At 74.6% G+C, this 22,765-nt stretch carries 17 protein-coding genes; 12 read left to right on the top strand and 5 right to left on the bottom strand.

Annotation, left to right across the window (positions count from 1 at the left end; genetic code table 11):
* Nucleotides 1-30: 30 nt before the first annotated feature.
* Both ACI78Q_RS07865 and ACI78Q_RS07860 read right to left on the bottom strand, forming a co-directional pair.
* A complete protein-coding gene (locus ACI78Q_RS07865) occupies nucleotides 31-204 on the bottom strand; it encodes a DUF1059 domain-containing protein (protein WP_456922773.1) in 174 nt (57 codons plus the stop codon).
* A gap of 55 nt (nucleotides 205-259) precedes the next feature.
* A complete protein-coding gene (locus ACI78Q_RS07860) occupies nucleotides 260-1,354 on the bottom strand; it encodes an EAL domain-containing protein (RefSeq protein ID WP_456922771.1) in 1,095 nt (364 codons plus the stop codon).
* Nucleotides 1,355-1,535: 181 nt separating this feature from the next.
* Here ACI78Q_RS07860 and ACI78Q_RS07855 point away from each other — a divergent pair, with 181 nt between their 5' ends.
* The gene (locus tag ACI78Q_RS07855) at nucleotides 1,536-4,379 is read left to right on the top strand and encodes a SpoIIE family protein phosphatase (protein WP_456922770.1); all 2,844 of its coding nucleotides are present in this window, start codon (nucleotides 1,536-1,538) and stop codon (nucleotides 4,377-4,379) included.
* Between the two features lie 9 nt (nucleotides 4,380-4,388).
* Here ACI78Q_RS07855 and ACI78Q_RS07850 read toward each other — a convergent pair whose 3' ends face one another.
* A complete protein-coding gene (locus tag ACI78Q_RS07850; protein WP_456922769.1) occupies nucleotides 4,389-5,105 on the bottom strand; it encodes a trimeric intracellular cation channel family protein in 717 nt (238 codons plus the stop codon).
* Nucleotides 5,106-5,211: 106 nt separating this feature from the next.
* On the opposite strand from ACI78Q_RS07850, the gene ACI78Q_RS07845 reads away from it, so the two are divergent.
* A complete protein-coding gene (locus tag ACI78Q_RS07845; RefSeq protein WP_456922768.1) occupies nucleotides 5,212-6,747 on the top strand; it encodes an amidase in 1,536 nt (511 codons plus the stop codon).
* 90 nt (nucleotides 6,748-6,837) lie between these two features.
* Here the strand turns inward: ACI78Q_RS07845 and ACI78Q_RS07840 are convergent, their stop codons facing one another.
* Nucleotides 6,838-8,850: an acyl-CoA dehydrogenase family protein gene (locus ACI78Q_RS07840; protein ID WP_456922767.1), complete on the bottom strand. Its 2,013-nt coding sequence runs from the start codon at nucleotides 8,848-8,850 to the stop codon at nucleotides 6,838-6,840.
* Nucleotides 8,847-9,512, bottom strand: coding sequence for a TetR family transcriptional regulator (locus tag ACI78Q_RS07835; protein ID WP_456922766.1), 666 nt, complete (start codon nucleotides 9,510-9,512; stop codon nucleotides 8,847-8,849). The genes ACI78Q_RS07840 and ACI78Q_RS07835 overlap by 4 nt, the downstream gene beginning before the upstream one ends.
* Before the next feature lie 94 nt (nucleotides 9,513-9,606).
* Between ACI78Q_RS07835 and ACI78Q_RS07830 the strand changes: the two genes are divergently transcribed.
* The 10 genes from ACI78Q_RS07830 (at nucleotide 9,607) to ACI78Q_RS07785 (ending at nucleotide 22,726) form a co-directional block, all read left to right on the top strand.
* On the top strand, nucleotides 9,607-10,887 hold the full coding sequence (locus ACI78Q_RS07830; RefSeq protein ID WP_456922765.1) for an acetyl-CoA C-acetyltransferase: 1,281 nt from the start codon (nucleotides 9,607-9,609) through the stop codon (nucleotides 10,885-10,887).
* Nucleotides 10,887-11,741: a MaoC family dehydratase gene (locus tag ACI78Q_RS07825; protein ID WP_456922764.1), complete on the top strand. Its 855-nt coding sequence runs from the start codon at nucleotides 10,887-10,889 to the stop codon at nucleotides 11,739-11,741. The genes ACI78Q_RS07830 and ACI78Q_RS07825 overlap by 1 nt, the downstream gene beginning before the upstream one ends.
* 56 nt (nucleotides 11,742-11,797) lie before the next feature.
* Nucleotides 11,798-13,561 carry a glycoside hydrolase family 2 protein gene (locus tag ACI78Q_RS07820; protein WP_456922877.1) on the top strand — a complete coding sequence of 588 codons (1,764 nt, stop codon included), beginning with the start codon at nucleotides 11,798-11,800 and terminating at the stop codon, nucleotides 13,559-13,561.
* Nucleotides 13,562-14,096: 535 nt separating this feature from the next.
* A complete protein-coding gene (locus tag ACI78Q_RS07815; protein WP_456922763.1) occupies nucleotides 14,097-16,184 on the top strand; it encodes a fibronectin type III domain-containing protein in 2,088 nt (695 codons plus the stop codon).
* Between the two features lie 185 nt (nucleotides 16,185-16,369).
* Nucleotides 16,370-17,896: an ABC transporter substrate-binding protein gene (locus ACI78Q_RS07810; RefSeq protein WP_456922762.1), complete on the top strand. Its 1,527-nt coding sequence runs from the start codon at nucleotides 16,370-16,372 to the stop codon at nucleotides 17,894-17,896.
* Nucleotides 17,893-18,834 carry an ABC transporter permease gene (locus ACI78Q_RS07805; RefSeq protein WP_456922876.1) on the top strand — a complete coding sequence of 314 codons (942 nt, stop codon included), beginning with the start codon at nucleotides 17,893-17,895 and terminating at the stop codon, nucleotides 18,832-18,834. The genes ACI78Q_RS07810 and ACI78Q_RS07805 overlap by 4 nt, the downstream gene beginning before the upstream one ends.
* Before the next feature lie 22 nt (nucleotides 18,835-18,856).
* Nucleotides 18,857-19,759 carry an ABC transporter permease gene (locus ACI78Q_RS07800; protein ID WP_456922761.1) on the top strand — a complete coding sequence of 301 codons (903 nt, stop codon included), beginning with the start codon at nucleotides 18,857-18,859 and terminating at the stop codon, nucleotides 19,757-19,759.
* A complete protein-coding gene (locus ACI78Q_RS07795; RefSeq protein WP_456922760.1) occupies nucleotides 19,756-20,754 on the top strand; it encodes an ABC transporter ATP-binding protein in 999 nt (332 codons plus the stop codon). The genes ACI78Q_RS07800 and ACI78Q_RS07795 overlap by 4 nt, the downstream gene beginning before the upstream one ends.
* Nucleotides 20,755-20,834: 80 nt before the next feature.
* Nucleotides 20,835-21,866, top strand: coding sequence for an ABC transporter ATP-binding protein (locus ACI78Q_RS07790; RefSeq protein WP_456922759.1), 1,032 nt, complete (start codon nucleotides 20,835-20,837; stop codon nucleotides 21,864-21,866).
* A 152-nt stretch (nucleotides 21,867-22,018) separates the two neighbouring features.
* Nucleotides 22,019-22,726 (top strand): class I SAM-dependent methyltransferase, encoded by a 708-nt coding sequence (locus ACI78Q_RS07785; protein ID WP_456922758.1) that lies wholly within the window; start codon nucleotides 22,019-22,021, stop codon nucleotides 22,724-22,726.
* Nucleotides 22,727-22,765 lie beyond the last annotated feature (39 nt).

Here is a 22,765-nt window from a genome sequence, read left to right as displayed (position 1 = left end):
CGGCCTGCGCACCCGGGCCACCCCGGTGGATCAGATCGCGTGGATGTGCTGGCGGACGGCCGCGACCAGCTCCGGGGGGACATCGGTGACGCCGTGGTCCGCGGCCGCGTGGCCGGCGACCGCGGAGAGGATGCCGCCCTCGTCGGCAGCGGAGAAGCGGGCGCTGCACCCGGGGATGACGTCGCCGCAGGCGAAGGTCTTCATGGGGACTCCTTGTCGTGGGTGGTGCCGCCCGGGCGGGCGGCCGGGGGATCGGGGGTCAGCGCGCCGAGGCGGCGGAGGCGAGGTCCTCGACGCGCAACAGGCCGACGACGGCGCCGGTCGGGTCGGTGCAGACGACGGGGTCGAAGCGCTGCGCCGGGGGCCGGGTCAGGGCCCGCTGCAGGGTCTCGGTGACGCCCGCGGACGGGTGCACCCGCAGTGACACGGGCGCGGTGAACGTCGCGCCGGTCCGGACGTCGACCAGGAGCAGGCCCACCGGGTTCCCGAGGTCGCCCACCAGCACGGCGGGCGGGACGCCGGCTGCGGGCTCGTCCGCGCCGCACTGGCGCACCGGACGCAGCAGGCTGGCCACGCTCTGGGTGAGCCGCGCGCGGGCGGCCTGCGCCTGCACGAGCCGCACGACCTCCGGCGCGAGGGGGGCGAAGTCGGGAGCCGGGCGGCCCAGCACCCACCCCTGCCCCAGCGGGACGCCGAGGCGGATGAAGGCGGCCAGCTCACCGGGGGTCTCGATCCCCTCGGCCAGCAGCCAGGCGTCGATCCGGCCGGCGAACTCGCCGACCATCTCGGTCAGCGCCGAGCGGACCGGGTCGGTGTCGATGCCGGTCACCAGCGCGCGGTCGAGCTTGACCAGCTGCGGCCGGACGGTCGCCATCTGCTGCAGCCCCGAGTACCCGGAGCCGGCGTCGTCCAGGGCGATGAGCGCGCCGCGGGCGCGCAGCTCGTCGGCCTGGCGGCGCAGGGCCCCCAGGTCGTCGACGGGGGTGTGCTCGGTGAGCTCGACGACCACCCGGTGCAGGTCCGGACGGCCGGCCAGCGCGTCCTGCACCGGCTCGCTGCCCAGCAGGTGCGGGCTGACGTTGACGGTCAGGAACGTGTCGCCGGGCAGGTACGGGACGGCGGCCAGCGACTTGACGATGGCCAGGGCCTCCAGCTCGGCGGCCCGGCCGCACTCGGCCGCGGCGGCGAACCACACGTCCGGCCCCGCGGTGCCCGGGAAGCGGGACAGCGCCTCGTAGCCGGCGACGCGCGCGGCGGCGAGGTCGACGATCGGCTGGAACACCATGGTCAGGTCGTCGGGGTCGGCGAGCAGTGGACGGCAGTCCGGGAGGTGGCTCGTCCGCATCACCGACATGCCGTCCCATCGGCCCGCCACCACGGCCGCTTGACCGGCGTCCCGGCGGGCTCACCCCGGCGGGGGAGCGACACCGGTGACGGGCGTCTCGGGCGGTCCGGTCCCTGATCGCGCGCGCGTGACAGCATGGGGCTGTCGCGGTCAGCAGCCGGAGTCCGCTGCAGCAGCGGAAGGGGGGAGCATGACGTCGCCACTGGCGTCCTCGTCGCCGGGTGCCCCCGACGTCCTCCGCGACCCCCAGCGCATCGCCGCCGCCCGCCGGCTGCTGGTCGAGGTCCCGGGCGCGGCGGCGTTCGACCGGCTCTCCGAGCTCGCCGCCCGCCTGGTGGGCGCCGGCCACGCCAAGGTCACCATCCTCACCGACCAGGACACGGTGGTCGGCGGCCACGGCCTACCCCCGGGCGTCATCGGCGGCCCGGCGCTGCTGACCGGCGCCATCTCCGCGATCACCGTGCGGCGCGGGGCGCCCCTCGTCCTCCCCGACGCCCGGGCGCTGGTCTCGGTGGCCGGGCTGCCGGCGGTCACCTCCGGCCAGGTCGCGGCCTACCTGGGCGTGCCGCTGGTCGCGGGATCCGGGCACGTCGTCGGTGTCCTGGCCGTCTACGACGCCGTGCCCCGCGCGTGGTCGGACGACGACGCCGCCCTGCTGGAGCAGCTGGCGGACTCGGTCATCGCCGAGCTGGAGCTCTCCGCCGCGCGGACGGCGATCGGCACCTCGCTGGCCCGGCTGGACATCGCCCTCGAGGCCAGCTCCATCGGCATCTGGGAGCGCGACCTGCACACCGGCACGATGCTCTGGGACGAGCGCTGCGCGGCGCTGTTCGGTTTGGACGGCTCCGTCGAGCACACCTCCCTGCAGGACGTGCTGGCCGACCACGTCCACCCCGACGACCGCCCCGCCGTCGTCGAGGCCATGCGCACGGCGATCGAGCAGCGCGCGGAGTTCATGACCGAGGCCCGGATGCGCCGGGTCGACGGCACCTACCTGTGGACCGTGTCGCGCGGCCGCGTGATCAGCGACCCGCGCGGCGAGCCGGTGCGGCTGCTCGGCACGGTCATCGACGTCACCGCCGCCCGCGAGGAGGCCGAGCGGCGGATGTCGGCGGTGCAGCGGGCCGCGGCCATCGCCGAGGTCGCCGCGCAGCTGGCCAACGCCACCCGCATCCCGCAGCTGGCCGAGATCGCCCTGCGCGGCGCGCGGGCGCTCGGTGCCGACGCCATCGGCCTGGCCGTGCAGGACCCGCAGGACCAGCACCTCTACCTGCACCTCACGCGCCGCATCCTCGACGTGGTGTCCCGCGAGGTCGGCGTCGAGCTGCCGCTGGACGGCGTCCCGATGGACGACGTCGACGATCTCCCGATCCAGCACGTCGCCCGCCACGGCGAGCGGCTGATGTTCACCGACGCGGCCGAGGCCGAGGCCCGCTTCCCGCGGATGGCCGAGATCAACGCGGTGCTGCAGACCCGGGCACTGGCCACCCTGCCGCTGCGGGTGGAGGGCCGGCTGATCGGCAGCTTCACCGTCGTCTGGACCACCGAGCACACCTTCACCGAGCCCGACGTCGAGCTCCTCGAGGGGCTCACCGCGCAGATCGCGCTCACGACGTCGCGGCTGCAGGCCGACCGGGTGCGCGCCGAGGCCGTCGCCGCGATGGTGGAGGCCAACTCCCGGCTGCAGCTGCTCGCCGACGCCGGCCGGGTGCTGTCGGGCAGCCTGGACATCGCCCAGCAGGTCGGCCAGCTCGCCGACCTCGTCGTCCCCACGCTCGGCGACTGGTGCTGGCTGGTCGTCACCGACGAGCAGGGGCGGCTGCACGAGATGGCCTCGGCGCACCGCGACCCGGAGCTGCGGGCGGAGCTCGAGCTGTACGTGCACTCGATGGTCGCGGTGATGACCGACGAGGCGGCGGCCAACGTCGTCACCCGCACCGGCCGGCCGCTGGTGCTGCCGCACATCGACGCGGCGCGGATCGAGCGGGCCATCCCGGAGGCGGCGACCCGGCAGCTGCTGGACCGGCTGGACGTCGCCGCCGGCGTGGTCGTGCCCCTCGTGGCCCGCGGGCAGGTCCTCGGCGCGCTCGGGCTGTTCAGCGGCGCCGCCCGCGGACCGCACTCGCAGGCCGAGATCGACACCGCGGTGGAGGTCGGGCGCCGGGCGGGGCTGGCGCTGCACCACGCCCGGCTCTACGGCCAGCAGCGGGTGCTGGCCGACGCGCTGCAGCACAGCATGCTCACCGCCCCGCCCGAGCCCGACCACTGCCAGATCGTCGTCCGGTACGTGCCGGCCGCGGCGGGCGCGGAGATCGGCGGCGACTGGTACGACGCCTTCCTCGAGGCCGGGGGTGCCACGGTGCTGGCCATCGGCGACGTCGTCGGCCACGACAGCCGGGCGGCGGCGGCCATGGGCCAGCTGCGCGGCCTGCTGCGGGGCATCAGCTACTCCAGCGGCGCCACCCCGGCCCAGGTGCTCGGCGAACTCGACCGCGCCATCCGCGGGCTGGCCCTGGACACCCTGGCCACCGCGCTGGTCGCCCGGCTGGAGCAGGACGAGACCGACCTGCGGCTGGACCAGACCCGGCTGCGCTGGTCGAGTGCCGGGCACCCGCCGCCGGTGGTCGTCTCGCCCGACGGCACGGTCGAGGTCCTCGACGGGCGGCCGGCCGACCTGCTGCTGGGCGTGGACCCCTCGCGGTCGCGGGGCGACCGGGTGGCGGTCCTCCCGGCGGGCACCACCGTGTTCCTCTACACCGACGGACTCGTCGAGCGCCGCGACCGCGACCTGGACGCCGGCACCGAGGCGCTGGTCGCGGTGCTGCGCGAGAACGCCGGGCTGCCGCTGGAGAGCCTGTGCGACCGGGTGCTCGAGCGGCTGTTCCTGCCCGACGCGGAGGACGACGTCGCGCTGCTCGCCGTCCGGCTGCACACCCAGGCCGAGCCCCGCCCGGCCGAGGCGGGCCCGCAGATCGTCCCGCCGGGCATCGCCCCGGCCCCCGACGTGAACCCCGAGGCCGGCGTCGAGAGATGAGCAGTACAGCTAGCGGTTGCGGCGCCGCAGCTTGACCCGCCGGCCGCGGCGCACGCGGACCAGCCGGCTGCGGGCCCGCCCGGGGAGGTCGAGGGCCACCGGCGCCTCCCACCCCCGCCACACCGACAGCACGCGCAGCGCGGCCACCAGGGTGATGACCACCGCCGCCACCGGGATCGGGTCCATGTCCAGCGGGCCGGCCAGGACCGTGAGGACCGTGGCACCCAGCAGCGCGGCGACCGCGTTGTACGGGCCGGGCTGGACGATCTCGGCCCGCTGCGCGAGCAGCACGTCCCGGATGAGCGCGCCACCCACCGCGGTCACGGTGCCGACGAAGACGACCGACGCGCTGGGCAGCGCGGCCAGCTGCGCCTTCTGCGCGCCGATGACGGTGAAGAAGCCGAGGGTGACCGCGTCGAGCACGACCAGCAGCCCGGTCAGCCGGGACAGCCAGCCGGAGAAGTAGAAGGTCACCATCGCGGTGATCGCCACGGTGGGCAGGTAGGCCGGGTTGGTCAGCGCGACCGGCGGGCCCTGGGCCAGCAGGACGTCGCGGATGAGCCCGCCCCCCAGTCCGCCGCTCACCGCCAGCAGCAGGACGCCGGAGACCGCGAACCCCTCCCGCGCGGCGAGCAGGCCGCCGGTGAGCGCACCGACGACGATCGCGGCGAGGTCGACGGGGGCCGGCACCCGCAGCGCCTCTCCGGCCGCGGCGATGATCTCCACGGGCGGGCATTCTCCCCGGCCCTCCGGCCGGTCCCGTTCCCGGTGACAGCACGGCCGCGGCATCGCTAGCTTGCCCAGCACACCCGCCGCAGCACTGGAGGTCGCCGTGCCCGTACGCCCGCCGGACGAGAACGAGGTCGCCGCGCTGGCGGCCAGCTACGGCATGAAGCCCAGCGCGGAGGACGTCGCGTCCTACACCCCGATCGTCGCCGCGTTCCTCACCTCCTACGACGCGGTCGAGGAGCTCTACGCCGGGATCGCCCCGCAGGCGCCCGCGGACCGGCCGAGCACCCGGCCGGCCGACGCCGACAACCCGCTGGGCGCCTGGTACGTCACCACCGAGATCCGCGGGGCCGCCGAGGGGCCGCTGGCCGGCCGGACGGTGGCGGTCAAGGACAACGTCGAGGTCGCCGGTGTCCCGATGATGAACGGCTCGTACACCGTGGAGGGCTTCGTCCCCCGCGAGGACGCCACCGTCGTCACCCGGCTGCTCGAGGCCGGCGCGACGGTCGTGGGCAAGGCCGTCTGCGAGGACCTCTGCTTCTCCGGGGGCAGCCACACCTCCGTCACCGGCCCGGTGCGCAACCCCTGGGACCCGTCCCGGACGACGGGCGGCAGCTCCAGCGGCAGCGCCGCGCTCGTGGCCGCCGGCGAGGTGGACCTCGCGATCGGCGGCGACCAGGGCGGCTCGATCCGCATGCCGGCCGCCTTCTCCGGCATCGTCGGCCACAAGCCGACCCACGGCCTGGTCCCGTACACGGGGGCGTTCCCCATCGAGCTGACCCTCGACCACCTGGGCCCGATGACCCGCACGGTCGCCGACGCCGCCGCGATGCTCGACGTCCTCGCCGGCCGCGACGGCCAGGACCCGCGCCAGCCGGCCGACCTCGCCCCCGAGCAGTACGCCGCCGCGCTCGGCGGGGACGTCGCCGGGCTGCGGGTCGGCGTCGTCGCGCAGGGCTTCGGCTGGGAGGAGCTCTCCGAGCCGGGTGTGGACGACACGGTCCGGGAGGCGGCCGGCCGGCTGCGCGAGCTCGGCATCGAGGTCGTGGACGTCGACCTGCCGTGGCACCGGCACGCCCTGCACGTCTGGAACGTCATCGCCACCGACGGCGCGACGGTGCAGATGATCGAGGGCAACGCCTACGGCTGGAACTACGAGGGCCGCTACGACCCCGAGCTGGTCGCGCACTACGGCCGGCAGCGGCGCGAGGTGGTCGACCGGTGGTCGCCGACCGTGACCGCGGTGGCGCTGGCCGGCCGCTGGTCCTTCGAGCAGGAGCAGACCCGGCACTACGCGATGGCGCGGAACCTGGCGACCGAGGTCCGCCGGCAGTACGACGCCGCGCTGACCGACGTCGACCTGCTGGTGATGCCCACCGTGCCGATGGTCGCCCCCGAGATCCCGGCACCGGACGACCCGCTGGAGACCCGGGTGGCCCGCGCGCTGGAGATGATCGTCAACTGCGCGCCGTTCGACGTCAGCGGCCACCCGGCCACGAGCGTCCCGGCCGGGCTCTCGCAGGGGCTGCCGGTCGGGATGATGCTGGTCGGACGCCGGTTCGAGGACACCACGCCGCTGAAGGTGGCGCACGCCTTCGAGCAGCTGGTCGGCGGCTTCCCGCGCCCACCGGCCCGCTGACCCGCCGGCCGACTGGGCAGTTCCGGTCGTCCCGTACGGCGCGTCCCACCGTGTCGACGACCGCAACTGCCCAGTCGGCCGCGGGCCCCGTCACTGGGCCGGCGGGACCTCCACGGCGGTCGCCGTCCCCGCGAGCACCCGGGCGTCGTGGGCCTGCATGGCCTCCTGTCGCGCCGGCTCCTCCTCCAGGATCGCCGCGCGCTTCCACTCCGCCGGGATGGCGAAGCCGTCGACCAGCGTGACCAGGTGCGGGCGCAGCTCCTTGAGCAGCGCGTTCACCGTGGCCGTGAGGGCCTTGGCCCGGGGCGCGGTCAGCCGGCCGTGCTCGAGGAACCAGCCCTTGTGCGCCTCGACGGTCGACAGCGCGTACAGGTCGCAGAGGCGGTCGAGCAGGGCGCGGGCGCCGTCGTCCGCCGTGCGCTCGATGCCGGCGACGAAGGCCTCGAGCACGATGCGGTCGATGTGCGCCTGCGCCGCCTGCAGCACGTGGTCCTGGACGTCGTTGAACACGTCGAACGGGTCGGTGCCGGGCTGCGCCGCACCGCGACGGAGCCGGCGGATGGCGCTGTCGAGGGTGTGCTTCTCGCGGTCCTCGAACACCTTCAGCTGCCAGCCGCGGTCGAGCATCGGCACCTCGTCGTCCCGGCCGGGGACGGCGTCGACCAGCCGGGCGATGAGCCCGCGGGCCGCGGTCCGCTCCAGCACGGTCTCGCGGACCAGGTCGGCGACGAACCCGACCCGGCCCCACCCGTCGAGGGAGCCGAACGCGTCGCGGTAGCCGGTGAGCAGCCCCTTGGCGACCAGCTGCAGAAGGACGGTGTTGTCGCCCTCGAAGGTGGTGAAGACGTCGGTGTCGGCCTTGAGGTGCGGCAGCCGGTTCTCCTGCAGGTAGCCGGCGCCGCCGCAGGCCTCGCGGCACAGCTGGATGGTGCGGGTGGCGTGCCAGGTCTGGGCGGCCTTGAGGCCGGCGGCCCGGGACTCCAGCTCCCGCTGCGCGCGCTCGTCGACCTCGTCCACCCCTTGGACGTCGTGCATCGTGCCGACCAGCTCCTCCTGCGCGAAGGAGTAGGCGTAGGTGGCGGCCAGGGCCGGCAGCAGCGCGCGCTGGTGCACCAGGTAGTCGTTGATCGCGACCTCGCGGTCGGCGCCGGGGGCGGCGAACTGGCGGCGGACCTCGCCGTAGCGGACGGCGATGTCGAGGGCGAGCTTGGTGGCCGAGGACGCCGAGCCGCCGACGCTCACCCGGCCCCGGACCAGCGTGCCGAGCATCGTGAAGAAGCGCCGGGTCTCGTTCTCGATGGAGCTGGTGTAGGTGCCGTCGGGCGCGACCTGGCCGTACCGGTCGAGCAGCATGTCCCGCGGCACGCGCACGTGGTCGAAGCTCAGCCGGCCGTTGTCGACGCCGTTGAGCCCGGCCTTGGGGCCGTCGTCGCCGATGGTGACGCCGGGCAGCGGGTTCCCCTGCTCGTCGCGGATCGGCACGAGCCAGGCGTGCACGCCGTGCCGCTCGCCGTTCGTGACCAGCTGGGCGAAGACCACCGCCATGCGGCCGTCCTGCGCCGCGTTGCCGATGTAGTCCTTGCGCGCGCCCTCGTGCGGCGTGTGCAGGTCGAAGGTCTGCGTGGCGGGGTCGTAGGTGCACGTCGTCCGCAGCTGCTGGACGTCGGAGCCGTGACCGGTCTCGGTCATCGCGAAGCACCCGGGCAGGTCGAAGCTCATGATCGCGGGCAGGTACGCGGCGTGGTGCCGCTCGGTGCCGAGCAGCTGGACGGCGCCGCCGAACAGCCCCCACTGGACGCCGGCCTTCACCATGACCGACAGGTCGGTGAAGGCCAGCATCTCCACCGAGACCACCGAGCCCCCGGCGTCGTCCTCCCCGCCGTACTCCTTGGGGAAGCCGAGGCCGACCCGGCCGGAGGCGGCGAGCACCCGGGCCGCGCGGGTGACCCGCGCGCGGGCCTGCGCGACGGTCTCGCCGTAGACGGGCAGCAGGTCGGGGTCGCGCAGGTGCTCGCGGGCGTCGCGGCGGACGTGGGCCCACCGGCCGTCGAGCACCTCGGTGAGTGCGGTCGGGTCGACGGCGGTCGGCAGGGTCGAGGTCATCGCTGGTCCTCCTCGGGGACGACGCCGGACAGGCCGGCCCAGGCGAGATCGGTCAGGTGGGCGGCCAGGTCGGCGCGGGGCATGGGGCGGTCGGCCTGCAGCCACCAGTCGGCGGCGGCGCGGACCAGGCCGACCAGGCCGTGGCCCCACGGCGCGGCCGCGGCGGGGTCGCGGCCGGCCCGCTCCAGCGCCACGGCCACGAGCGCGGCCGCCTGCTCGCCGACCAGGTCGGACAGGGTGCCGATGGGGTCGGGGGACGGCGGCCGGTCGGCTCCCGGCCGGCGGACGACGAACCGGTAGACCTCGGGGTCGGCCTCCAGGAAGGCCAGGTAGGTCTCGACCGCGGCGGCGAGCATCTGCCGCGGCCCGGTGCTGGAGGTGATCGCCTCGCGCAGCTTGGCGGTGAGCTGCTCGGCGACCCGCGCGCAGACGGCCACGTGCAGCTCGGCGCGGTCGGTGAAGTGCCGGTAGACGGCGGTCTTGCTGGTCCCGGCCGCCGCGGCGATCTCGTCCATGCCGACGCCGGCCCCGTGCCGGCCGACGGCGGCGAGCGTGGCGTCGACCAGCTGCTCGCGGCGGGCGCGGCGGTGCTCGTCCCAGCGGGAGTCCCGGCGGTCGCGCCGGCGCGTTCCCGCCACGTCGAGAGCCTTCCCGAGTTCCACGGTACGGACGGTACCCAGTACCGTGAGTCCCGCGTTCCAGGTGGCCATTGTGGCCACTTTGGCCCCCTGAGCGACCGACCCCGGAGGTACCCCGATGGCTCCCTCGCCCCGGAAGGCCGCGATCGTCGGCGGCAACCGGATCCCGTTCGCGCGGTCGAACGGGGCCTACGCCTCCGCCTCGAACCAGGACATGCTCACGGCCACCCTCGACGGCCTGGCCGCCCGCTTCGGCCTGCAGGGTGAGCAGGTGGGGGAGGTCGTCGCCGGCGCCGTCCTCAAGCACGCCCGCGACCTCAACCTGACCCGGGAGGCCGTCCTCGGTTCCACGCTGTCGGCGAGGACCCCCGCCTACGACGTCCAGCAGGCGTGCGGCACCGGCCTGGAGGCGGCCGTCCTCGTCGCCAACAAGATCGCCCTCGGGCAGGTCGAGTCGGGCATCGCCGGCGGCGTCGACACCACCTCCGACGCCCCGCTGGCGATCCACGACGACATGCGCCGGCTGCTGATCACGCTGAGCCAGGCCAGGACGGTGCAGCAGCGGCTGAAGGCCCTCGCCGGCGTGCGCCCCGGGATGTTCGTGCCGGAGGCCCCGCGCAACGCCGAGCCGCGCACCGGGCTGTCCATGGGCGAGCACATGGCCCTCACCGCGCAGGAGTGGGGGATCGGCCGCGAGGAGCAGGACGCGCTCGCCGTCGCCTCGCACCGCAACCTCGCCGCCGCCTACGACCGCGGCTTCTTCGACGATCTCGTCACGCCCTACCTGGGCCTCACCCGCGACCAGAACCTGCGGCCGGACAGCACCGTGGAGAAGCTCGCCACGCTGAAGCCGGTCTTCGGCGGCGAGCACGGCACGATGACCGCCGGCAACTCCACCCCGCTCACCGACGGCGCCTCCGCCGTCCTGCTGGCCTCCGACGAGTGGGCCGCGGCGCGCGGGCTACCGGTGCTGGCCCACCTCGTCGACGCCCAGACCGCCGCGGTCGACCACGTCCACGCCGGCGAGGGCCTGCTCATGGCCCCGGCCTCCGCCGTCCCGGTGCTGCTGGCCCGCAACGGCCTCACCCTCCAGGACTTCGACTTCTACGAGATCCACGAGGCCTTCGCCGCCACCGTGCTGGCCACGCTGGAGGCCTGGGAGGACCCGTCGTTCTGCAAGGAGAAGCTCGGGCTCGACGCACCCCTGGGTCCGATCGACCGGACGCGGCTCAACGTCGTCGGCTCGTCGCTGGCCGCCGGGCACCCGTTCGCCGCGACCGGCGGCCGCATCGTCGCGACGCTGGCCAAGCTGCTGCACGAGGCCGGGCCGGGCCGGCGCGGGCTGGTCTCGGTCTGCGCGGCCGGCGGCCAGGGCGTCGTCGCGATCCTCGAGTCCTGATGGCCCGCCGGGAGCTCGAGGCGGCGCCGTCGATGCCGGCGCTGTTCGCGCGGGCGGCGGCGACCACGCGCGGGCGGGGCGGCGAGCTGCCGGACACCCGGCTGGCCCGCACCGGCGTGGTGGTCGAGCCTGGGGACGTGGCCGCCTACGCGCGGGTCTGCGGGTTCGGGCTCACCGGCTCGCTGCCGGTGACCCACCCGCACGTCCTCACCTTCCCGCTGCAGGTCGCCCTCATGGCCGACCGGTCCTTCCCCGTCGCGCTGCCGGGGCTGGTGCACGTCCGCAACCGGATCGACGCCCTCCGGCCGATCGGGCTCGGGGAGGTCCTGGACCTGGAGGTCTGGGCCGAGCGGTTCGCCCGGCACCCGCGCGGGGCCACGGTCGACCTGTGTGCCTCCGTCTCGGCCGCCGGCGCCGAGGTGTGGCGCGGCCGGTCGACCTACCTGGCCCGCGGCGCGACCGCTCCCGACGGCGCGCCGCGGGCCGACCTCGAGGTGACCGTGGGCGCGCTGCCCGACGGCGCCGTCCGGTGGCAGGTGCCCGCCGACACCGGACGGCGGTACGCGGGGGTGTCCGGCGACGTGAACCCGATCCACCTCTCGGCCCTGACCGCCAAGGCCTTCGGTTTCAAGCGGGCCATCGCGCACGGGATGTGGATCGAGGCCCGCGCACTGGCGGCACTGGGGGGCCGGCTGCCCGACGCGCTGACGGCCGACGTCGCCTTCCGCAAGCCGCTGCTCCTGCCGTCGACGGTCACGCTGGCCACCGCTCCCGTCGACGGTGGCTGGGACCTCGCCGTCCGCAACGCCGCGGCCGGCACGGAGCACCTGCGGGGCACCGTCCGGCCGCTCTGAGGGCGGACCGGGCTGCGCGACGGCCCCGTCTCCGGTGAGGTGGGGGTGTGGACCGGATGGACCCGACCGAGCACCCGCGCCCGCTGCTGCGCCGTCCCTGGACCTCCCTGGACGGGGAGTGGGAGTTCGCCGCCGACCCCGACCTGACCGGCACCCCCGGCGGCGTCGCGTTCGACCGGCGCATCCAGGTGCCCTACGCCCCTGAGACCCCCGCCAGCGGCGTGCACTGGAAGGGCCCACTGAACCGCGCCTGGTACCGCCGCCCGCTGCCGGCCCCGGACGGCGACCGCCGCACGGTGCTGCACCTGGGCGCCGTCGACCGGGTCTGCGACGTGTGGGTCGGCGGCGCCCACGTCGCGCACCACGAGGGTGGCTACACCCCGTTCGGCGTCGACGTGACCGACGCGCTCGGGGACGGCGCCGACCTCGTCGTCCGTGCCGACGACGACCCGCTGGACCTCGAGGCGCCGCGGGGCAAGCAGGACTGGCGGGACGAGCCGCACGAGATCTGGTACCCGCGCACCACCGGCGTCTGGCGCACGGTGTGGCTGGAGCAGGTCTCTCGGCAGCACGTCACCGACGTGCAGTGGCGCGGTGACCCGCGAACGCTGCGCGTGGACGTCCGGGTGGAGCTGTCGGTGCCGGTGTCGGGTGCCCGCCTGCACCTGCGGCTGCGCGCCGGGGAGCGGGTGCTGGTCGACGACGACGTCCGGGTGGACGGCGCGGTGGTCGAGCGGACGGTCCAGGTGGGGGACGGCGGCCACGACGACCGCGGTGCGCTGCTGTGGGAGCCGAGTGCCCCCACGCTGCTGGACGCCGAGATCGCGCTGGTCGGCGCGACCGGTCAGGTGCTCGACGAGGTGCGCAGCTACACCGCGCTGCGCTCGGTGGAGGTCGACGACGGCCGGTTCCTGCTCAACGGCCGGCCGGTGCGGCTGCGGCTGGTCCTCGACCAGGGCTACTGGCCCGACACCGGGGCCACCCCGCCGGACGTCGATGCCCTCCGGCGCGACCTGGAGCTCACCCGCGCACTGGGCTTCACCGGCGCGCGCAAGCACCAGAAGACCGAGGACCCCCGCTACCTCGCCCTCGCCGACCGGATGGGACTGCTGGTCTGGGCGGAGATGCCGTCGGCCTACCGCCCCGGGCCCACCGCCGCCGCTCGGCTGCTGCGCGAGTGGCCCGAGGTCGTCGCCGCGCACCGCGGGCACCCCAGCGTCGTGGCGTGGGTGCCGGTCAACGAGTCCTGGGGCGTGCCCGAGGCCGAGACCGACCCGCGGCAGCGCGCGCTGGTCCGGGCGCTGGCGGCGCAGGCCGACGCCCTCGACGGCACCCGTCCGGTGTCGGCCAACGACGGGTGGGAGGCGCTCGGCGGCGACGTCCTCGGCATCCACGACTACGGGCAGGACCCCGCGGAGCTCGCCGCCCGCTACCGCACGCAGGCCGACCTGGAGCGTGCCGCCACCGGTCGGCGCGGCGACGGGCGCCTGGCCGACCTGGACCGGGCCGGGACGGCGGGCCGGGCCGTCGTCCTCTCGGAGTTCGGCGGGGTGTCGCTGAACGCCGAGGCGCTGCGCAGCCGGCCCGACGCCGGGGACCGCACCGAGGCGTGGGGGTACGCCGACGCCTCCTCGGCGGAGGACCTCCTGACGCGGTACCGCGACCAGTGGGCTGCGGTGCACGCCAGCGAGGCGCTGGCCGGCGCCTGCTGGACGCAGCTGACGGACACCTACCAGGAGGTCAACGGGCTGCTGACCATGGACCGCCTGGCGAAGTGCGACCTCGGCGACCTGCGACGGGCGACGCTCGGCCGGGGCTGAGGCCCGCCCGCTCGTGCGGTGTCTCGCCCGCTCCTGCGGATGGGCGCGCGGACGGGCGCCGGCCCGGCCCCGGGCTGAGGCCCGCCCTCTTGCGGTGTCCGGCGTGGGCCCGGGGTTGACGCGTCCACGCCCTCTTGCGGTGTCTCGCGTGCTCCTGCGGCCGTACGACACCGCAAGAGCTGGGAGGGCACCGCAGGAGTGGTGCCCCCACCGCCACGGCGGCCGCTGTCGTCGTCGGGCGTGTCCCGCCCCTGGCGTGTCGGACGGCAGTCGCCTGCCGGTGACCAGCGGTGGAGCGGACCAGGCCGTCTCGGATGGCCTCCCGGGCCGCTGGCCACCCCTCGTTCGGCTGTCGACAAGTGGGCAAATTACGCCAAGAGATGGTCGCGGTATGTACACATCACGGTTTCGTAACGCGGTGCACCAGTGATGTGTCGGCGCTTTCTGTGGCGACTTGCACATGGTGTTGTCTCCTTGCGCCCGGAGCACCGGGCTGGAGCGCCCGTCGACCGGGCCTGTCCCTCGGGGGAACACCGTGAGTCTGAAGAGCCCGTCCCGGCGTTGGGGCAGCCTCCTGGCTGTCAGCTCTGTCGCCCTCTCCACCGCTGTCCTCGGCTTCGGCGGCGTCGCCCAGGCTGAGACGACCAGCACCACCACCGACTGCGTCGACCCGGGCAACAGCCCCAGCCTGGAGCAGATCGCCATCCAGGCCCGCGAGGCCGCCACCGAGGCCCGCGCCGCCGCGAACACCGCGCAGGCCGCTGCAGACGAGGCGACCAAGACCGCCGAGGCCGCTCGCGCCACGGCCGACGAGGCCGCTGCAACCGCCCTCAACGCCGCACTGCGTGCCGAGACCCTCCAGGAAGCCGCGATCAAGGCTGCTGGCGACGTCACCCTCACCGACGATGCGCTCGTCGCGGCACAGGACGCTGCCGCCCAGGCGAAGACCGCTGCCGACCAGGCCGCCACCGAGGCAGAGAAGGCCGCTACCGAGGCGACCAATGCCGCCACCGAGGCGACCAACGCCCGCACCGCTGCGGACAGCGCCGCCTCCGCCGCGACTGACGCCGAGACCGCCGCCGAGGCCGCTCGCAAGGCCGCGGCCGACGCCGACGCCGAGCTCGCCAAGGCTCAGCTCGACAAGGCTGCCGCCGACAAGGCCCTTGCCGAGGCCGACTCCTCGGACGCCGAGGCATACAGGCTCGCCGTCGAGGCCGCCGATGCCGCCGCCGCCGCGGCCTCTGCCAAGGCCACCGCCGCGGAGGCAGCCGGTGCGACCGCCGACACCAAGACGGCTGAGGCTGAGGCCACCGCAGCGGCCGCGACCAAGGCTGACGAGCTGGCCGACGCGAAGGAGGCGGCCGCTGAGCAGGCCGCCACCGCCGCCCAGGCCGCAGCGACCAAGGCCAATGAGGCAGACGCTGCGCTCGAGGCCGCCGAACTGAAGGTGACCGAGGCTGAGACCGCGGCCGGGCTCGCCGCCCAGGCCGCTGAGGGCGCCGCGATCGCCGCCAACGCCGCGAAGGTGGATGCCGACGCGAAGGCCACGGCCGCCGAGGAAGCCGAGGCTCTGGCCGTGACCGCCGCGGAGACGGCCGCCGCCGCTCAGATCAAGGCTCAGGAGCTGGACGCGATCGCCGATCAGGCCGAGGCCGAGGCCACGGCTGCCGAAGCGGCTGCCGGCATCGGCTCCGGTGACCAGACGCAGGTCGTCGTCGCCGGCGCCGACGTCGCAGACGCCACCGTCGCCGCCGTCGCGTCCGGCCTGACCTGCACCCCGGGTGGGGACACCGGCACCAACCCGACGAACCCGACGAATCCGACCACGCCCACCACGCCGACCACGCCGGAGGCCCCGCAGGTCTCCATCGGCGCGGTGCGTGACATCAAGGCCGTCGTCGGCACCTCGTCGATCGTGGTCAGCTGGTCCGCTCCGGCCGACGCCTCCGCCGTCGTCGGCTACGAGGCCTTCGCCAACCCGGTCGGGGCGCAGAGCAGCGCCGAGATGATCTCCTGCATCACCGACGTGACCGTCCACACCTGCCGGCTGGGTGTCGTGGCCGGCCGCGCCTACGACGTCGGCGTCTTCGCCTTCGACAAGGACGCCAACCTGAGCGAGCCGGCCGGCTTCATCGAGACCGCCTCGGTCCCGGCGCCGGCCAAGGCCGCCACCGTGCCGGCCGGCAACGCCACGCTGAAGAACAGCGACGGCTCGGCCATCGCCAACGTCACGGCGGGGCAGAAGATGACGCTGAAGGGTGAGGGCTACCTGCCCTTCTCCACGGTCGACATCTACGTCTACTCGGAGCCCACGTTCCTCGGGACCGTCCAGGCCGACGAGAACGGCCGCTTCACCGTCGACGTCACCATCCCGGCCAACCTGGTCAACGGTCAGCACAGCCTCGTCGCCAGCGGCGTGGACGCCAACGGCAACGCCTACGTCATGCGCGCGGACTTCACCGTCACCGGTGGCGTCGCGGCGCCGGCGGCCGCCAACCAGGGCGGGCTGGCCTACACCGGTGCCTCGGTGGCCCTCCCGCTGATCGGTGGCCTGGCCGCCCTCGGTGTCGGTGGCGGGCTCGTCGTCGCTTCCCGCCGTCGGAAGGCCTCGACGGAGGCGTGACCTCCCGCCGCCGCTAGGCGGTAGCGCAACGGTCCGGGCCCTGCTCCTCACGGAGCAGGGCCCGGACTGCGTTCGGGGAACGCCGGTCACGGCGAGGTGACGATCAGTGCCCCGACCTGCGAGGCCGGCCGGACGGGGGCAGGGTCGGTGCTGGTCGCCACTGCCGAGCCCGCCGGAGGTCACCCGTGCGCAGCAACCGACTCCTGCCCCTGGCCGCCGCCGCAGCGCTGGTGCTCAGCGCCTGCGGCGGTGGCGAGAGCGTCGACACCGGTGGGGGTGGCGGCGGGGGCGGCGACGACGTGCTGGTGGCCGCGGTCAGCGCCCAGCCCGACCAGTTCGACCCGCACGTGACCACGGCGTACCCGAGCTTCCAGGTGCTGGAGAACGTGTACGACACCCTCGTCGTCCCGAACGCCGAGGACCTCACGATGGAGCCGAGCCTGGCGACGGAGTGGACGACCAGCGAGGACGGCCTGACCTGGACGTTCACCCTGCGCGAGGGGGTCACCTTCCACGACGGCAGCGAGTTCGACTCCGCCGACGTCGTCTACTCCTACAACCGGATCATCGACGAGGAGCTCAGCAACTCGTTCCGGTTCGCCAACGTCGCGTCGGTGGAGGCCGACGGGCCGCAGACCGTCGTCATCACGCTGAGCCAGCCGACGCCGAACCTGCTGGAGCGGATCGGCTCGTTCAAGGGGATGGCGATCCTGCCGGAGAACGCCGCCGACGACCTCGACCTCACCACCGAGGCCAACGGCACCGGCCCCTTCCGGCTCGAGAGCTCGGACGCGAGCAGCACCGTGCTCACCGCCTACGAGGACCACTGGGGCGGCGCCCCGAGCGTCGACGGCGTCGAGTTCCGCTACATCACCGAGCCGGCCGCGGCGCTCACCGCGCTGCAGAACGGCGAGGTGCAGTGGACCGACAACGTCCCGCCGCAGCAGATCGAGTCCCTGGCCGGCGACGACACCGTCGAGCTGCAGCGGACGCCGAGCGTCGACTACTGGTACATGTCCATGAACTACGGCCGCCCGCCGTTCGACAACCGCGACGTCCGGCGCGCGATCTCCTTCGCGATCGACCGCCAGGCGGTGGCCGAGGCGGCCTGGTTCGGCGCGGCCCAGCCCAACCAGACCGCGATCCCGCAGGACAGCTTCTTCCACCACGACTACGCGCCGTTCCAGCCCGACCCCGAGCAGGCCCGCCAGCTGCTGGCCTCGGCCGGCGTCCAGACGCCGCTGACGATGGGGCTGATGGTCACCGACGAGTTCCCGGAGACCGTCACCGCCGCGCAGGTGATCGCCAGCCAGCTGGAGCCGATCGGCATCGACGTGGAGATCGAGACGCTGGACTTCGCCACCTGGCTGGACCGGCAGGGCCAGGGCGACTTCGACGCCTTCTACCTCGGCTGGCTCGGCAACCTGGACCCGGCGGCCTACTACCAGGAACAGCACCAGACCGGTGGGCCGAACAACTACCAGGGCTACAGCAACCCGCAGGTCGACCAGCTGCTCCAGCAGGGTGCGACCGAGACCGACCAGGCCGCCCGCAAGGCGCTCTACGACCAGGCGGCGCAGCTCATCGTCGACGACGTCTCCTACCTCTACCTCTACAACCCCGACGTGGTGCAGGCCTGGGCGCCGGGCCTGTCCGGCTACCAGATCCGGGCGGACAAGGCGATCAACTTCGAGACCGTGGAGCTGCCCTGAGCGGGTACCTCCTCCGCCGCACCGGGCAGTCGGTGGTGGTGCTGGTGGGGGTGAGCGTCGTCGTCTTCGCCCTGGTCCAGTTCGTCCCGGGTGACCCGATCCGGCTGGCCCTGGGCACCCGGTTCGACCAGGAGACCTACGACGCGCTGCTCGCTCGGTCCGGGCTGGACCAGCCGCTGGTGCAGCAGTACCTCACCTGGGCCGGACGGGCGCTCACCGGCGACCTCGGGGTGAGCTTCCGCAGCGGGGAGACGGTCACCTCGCTGATCGCCGAGCGGCTGCCGGCCACGCTGACGCTCGCGTTCGCCTCGATCCTCGTGGCGCTGGCCATCGCCCTCCCGCTGGGCACGCTGTCGGCGCTGCGGCCCCGCTCGGTCGTCGACCGGGCGGCCACCGTGGTCAGCCAGATCGGCATCTCGGTGCCCGAGTTCTGGATGGCGATCGTGCTGATCCTGGTCTTCGCCGGGACGCTGGGCTGGCTGCCCTCCGGCGGCTACGTCCCGCTGACCGAGGACCCGCTCGGCTGGCTGGAGCGGCTCGTGATGCCGGCGCTGGTCGTCGGGATCGTGTCCGGGTCGGTGATCACCCGGTTCGTGCGCTCCAGCGTGCTGGAGGCGCGGGGCGCCGACCACGTCCGGACGGCGCAGGCCAAGGGGCTCCTGGCACGGCAGGTCTTCGGCTGGCACGTGCTGCGCAACGCCCTGCTGCCCCTGGTCACGATCACGGGCGTGCAGCTGGCCTACCTGCTCTCCGGCGTGGTCGTGGTGGAGATCGTCTTCTCCTGGCCCGGCCTCGGGCAGCTGGCCCTGCAGGCGGTGCAGTCCCGCGACTACCCGGTGCTGCAGGGCGCGATCCTGCTGTTCGCGGTGGTGTTCCTGCTGATCAACCTGGTGGTCGACCTCCTCTACACCGCCATCGACCCCCGGATCCGCCGATGACACACAGCCGAGGCCTGCTGCGATGACCGCCGAGGTGACCGCCCCCGCCGTGTCCGGCCCACCGCGCGGGCGCTGGCGCGAGACGCTCGGACTGCTGGCCCGCAACCCGACAGCGGCGGGCGCCACGGTCGTGCTGCTCGGGATCGTGCTGGTCGCGATCTTCGACGAGACGCTCGCGCCGAGCGGCCCCAACGAGATCTCCGTCGAGGACCGGCTGCAGCCGCCCAGCCTCGAGCACCCGTTCGGCACCGACGACCTCGGCCGCGACATCCTCAGCCGGGTCATCCTGGGCGCGGGCGTGTCGCTGCGGGTGGGGTTCCTCGCGGTGGCGTTCGCGCTCGCCGTCGGCAGCCTTGTCGGGCTGCTGTCCGGGTTCTACGGCCGCTGGGTGGACGACGTCCTGATGCGGTTCATGGACGTCCTGTTCGCGTTCCCGGCGGTGCTCCTGGCGATCGCGGTGCTCGCCGTCCGCGGGCCCGGGGCCGGCAACACCGCGCTGGCCATCGGCATCGTCTACATCCCGGTGTTCGCCCGGGTCACGCGCGCCAGCGTGCTCGGCGTCCGCGAGGAGGTGTACGTGCGGGCCTCCCGCTCGGTGGGGGCCTCGGACCTCCGGCTGCTCACCCGGCACGTGCTGCCCAACGCCGCGCCGCCGATCATCGTGCAGACCTCGATCAGCCTGGCGTTCGCCGTCCTGGCAGAGGCTGCGCTGTCCTTCCTCGGCCTGGGCACCCAGCCGCCGAACCCGTCGTGGGGGCTGATGCTGGCCGAGGGCCGCGGGTACATCGACCTGGCCTGGTGGCTGGCCTTCTTCCCGGGCATGGCGATCTTCGTGACGGTGCTGTGCTTCAACCTGCTCGGCGACGGGCTGCGCGACGTGCTCGACCCGCGGCAGCGCACGCTCATGTCCGGGGGTGGCCGGTGACCCTGCTCGAGGTCGAGGACCTGCGGGTGCGGCTGCGCACGCCGCGCGGGCCGGCGGCGGTGGTCAACGGGCTCAGCTACGCGGTGGGGGAGGGCGAGACCGTCGCCGTCGTCGGCGAGTCCGGCAGCGGGAAGAGCGTCTCGGTGCTGGCCCTGCTCGGGCTGCTGCCGGCCGGCGTCGCCACGGTCACCGGGCGGGCGCTGCTGCAGGGCGAGGACCTGCTGACGATGCCGCCCGAGCGGCTGCGCCAGGTGCGGGGTCCCGGCGTCGGCATGGTGTTCCAGGACCCGATGACGTCGCTGAACCCGGTGCTCACCGTCGGGCGGCAGCTGGTCGAGGGCATCCGCGCGCACGGGGAGGTCGGCAAGGAGGACGCGCGGCGCCGAGCCGCGGAGCTGCTGGCCGAGGTCGGGCTGCCCGACCCGCGCGGGGCGCTGGACCGCTACCCGCACGAGCTGTCCGGCGGCATGCGGCAGCGGGTGGTCATCGCGATCGCGCTGGCGAACTCGCCGTCCCTGCTGATCGCCGACGAGGCGACCACCGCGCTCGACGTCACCGTGCAGGCGCAGATCATCGACCTGGTGGAGCGGCTGCAGGCCGACCACGGCACCGGCGTCATCTGGATCACCCACGACCTCGGGGTGGTCGCCGGCATCGCCGACCGGGTGCTGGTCATGTACGGCGGGCGCTGCGTGGAGGACGGCACGGTGGACGACGTCCTGGAGCGGCCCGCCCACCCGTACACGCGCGGGCTGCTCGGCGCGCTGCCCGACCTCGCCGCGCCGTCCGTCGACGGTGAGGTGCCGGAGCTCGCCACCGTCCCGGGAGTGCCGCCGGCGCCGACCGACCTGCCACCCGGGTGCGTGTTCTGGCCACGCTGCCCGGTCCGCGCGGATCCCCGCTGCGAGACCGAGCAGCCGCCGCTGAACGTCGTGGGGACGTCGGCGGGCGTGCTGCCGCACCGGGCGGCGACGTGGTGTTCGGAGGATCGATGAGTGACTGGAGGGTGACGGGCGAGCGAGCATCGCAGGGAGCGCCGGCGACCGAGGAGCGGAACGAGGCCGGAGCCCCACCCGTGGACACGGTGCTGGTCTCCGCGCGGGGGCTCGAGGTGCACTTCCCGATCCGCTCCGGCGGCCCGCTGCGGCGGACGGCGGGCGTGCTGCGCGCGGTGGACGGGGTGGACCTCGACATCCGGCGCGGGGAGACGCTCGGGCTGGTGGGGGAGTCCGGCTGCGGGAAGTCCACGCTGGGCAACGCGCTGCTGCGGCTGGTGCCCCCCACCGGCGGCACGGTGACGTTCGACGGCACCGACGTGACCGCGCTGGACCGCCGCGGGCTGCGGGAGCTGCGCCGGCGGGCCGGCATGGTGTTCCAGGACCCGTTCGCCTCCCTCGACCCGCGGCGCACCGTCGCCCAGACCGTCTCCGAGCCGCTGGAGGTGCACGGCCTGCACGGTGGACGGCGGGAGCGGGCGGCGCGGGTCGCCGAGCTGCTGGAGCTGGTGGGCCTGGACCCCGCCGTCGCCGGCCGCTACCCCCACGAGTTCTCCGGCGGGCAGCGGCAGCGGGTCGGCATCGCCCGCGCCCTCGCCGGTGAGCCGGACTTCCTCGTCTGCGACGAGGCGATCGCGTCGCTGGACGTCAGCGTGCAGGCGCAGGTCCTCAACCTGCTGCGCCGGCTGCAGCGGCAACTGGGGCTGACCCTGCTGTTCATCTCCCACGACCTGTCCGCCGTCCGGCACATCTCCGACCGGATCGCCGTCATGTACCTGGGGCGGATCGTGGAGGTCGGGCCGGCGTCGGCGGTCGGGTCGGGGCCGCAGATGCCCTACACGCAGGCGCTGCTGTCCGCCGTCCCGGTGCCGCACCCGGCGCTGGAGCGCGCCCGCCGGCGCATCGTGCTCGGCGGCGACGTCCCCTCGCCGGCGAACGTGCCCAGCGGCTGCCGGTTCCGCACCCGCTGCCCGCACGCGTTCGAGCCGTGTCCCGACGTCGACCCGTCGCTGCAGCCGGTCGGCACCGCGCCCGGCCACGTCGCCGCATGCCACCTGCACGGGGTGGTCGGCACACCGGTGCAGCGGGAGGACGCCGAGGTCGCCTCCTGACGCGACAGGCGGGCCCCCAGCCGAATGAGCACCTGCGGCCGCCCGCCGCGGCGTGTCATCGCGGGTCGGCGCCCGCAACTGCTCAGTCGAGCGACGGGGTGTCACGGGGTCGTCCCCAGGTGGACGGGACGCCGGTGTGGGACGGTGACGCGATGACTGTGGCTGAGCACCGGAGCGGTCAGCGGACCCAGGCCGTCACCTCCTACCGGGGCCACGGCATCCACGCCGCCCCGGGGGTGCACGAGTACGCCGTGGAGCTGGTGCGTGCGGCGCTGCCCGACGGCGGGCGGATCCTCGAGGTCGGCTCGGGGTGCGGCGCGCTGGCGCTGCGGCTGCGGGACGCCGGGTTCGACGTCGTCCCCACCGACCTGGACCCGCCGCACGACTGGATCAACCGGCTGGACCTCGACGACCCGCAGTGGACCGACGACACCCGCGGACCGTTCGACATGGTCGTGTGCGTCGAGACGCTGGAGCACGTGGAGAACCCGCGGCAGGTGCTGCGCCAGATCCGGTCGCTGCTCCGGGCCGGTGACCGGCTGCTGGTCAGCACGCCGAACATCACGCACCCGCACTCGCGGCTGAAGATGTTCCTCCGCGGCGCGCCGTACATCTTCGGGCCGGGCTTCTACCACTCACCGGGGCACATCACGATCCTCCCGGACTGGATGCTGACCGAGCACGTCCGGCTGGCGGGGTTCGACCAGATCGAGGTCCGCAACGGCGGCAACACGTTCTACAAGGGCCTGGTGCAGCTCGGGTACCGCCTGGAGATCGCGCTGCTCAAGCTGATCGGCGTCCGGCAGCGGGCGCACTCCGGCGACGGGATCTGCACCTTCGTCACCGCGACGGCGGTCTGACCGGCGGCCGAGTGCGCAGTTGGCGTCGCCCGCCGCGGC

It is taken from the genome of Geodermatophilus sp. SYSU D00705, assembly GCF_054050135.1.
This window is presented reverse-complemented; position numbering and strand designations above follow the sequence as displayed.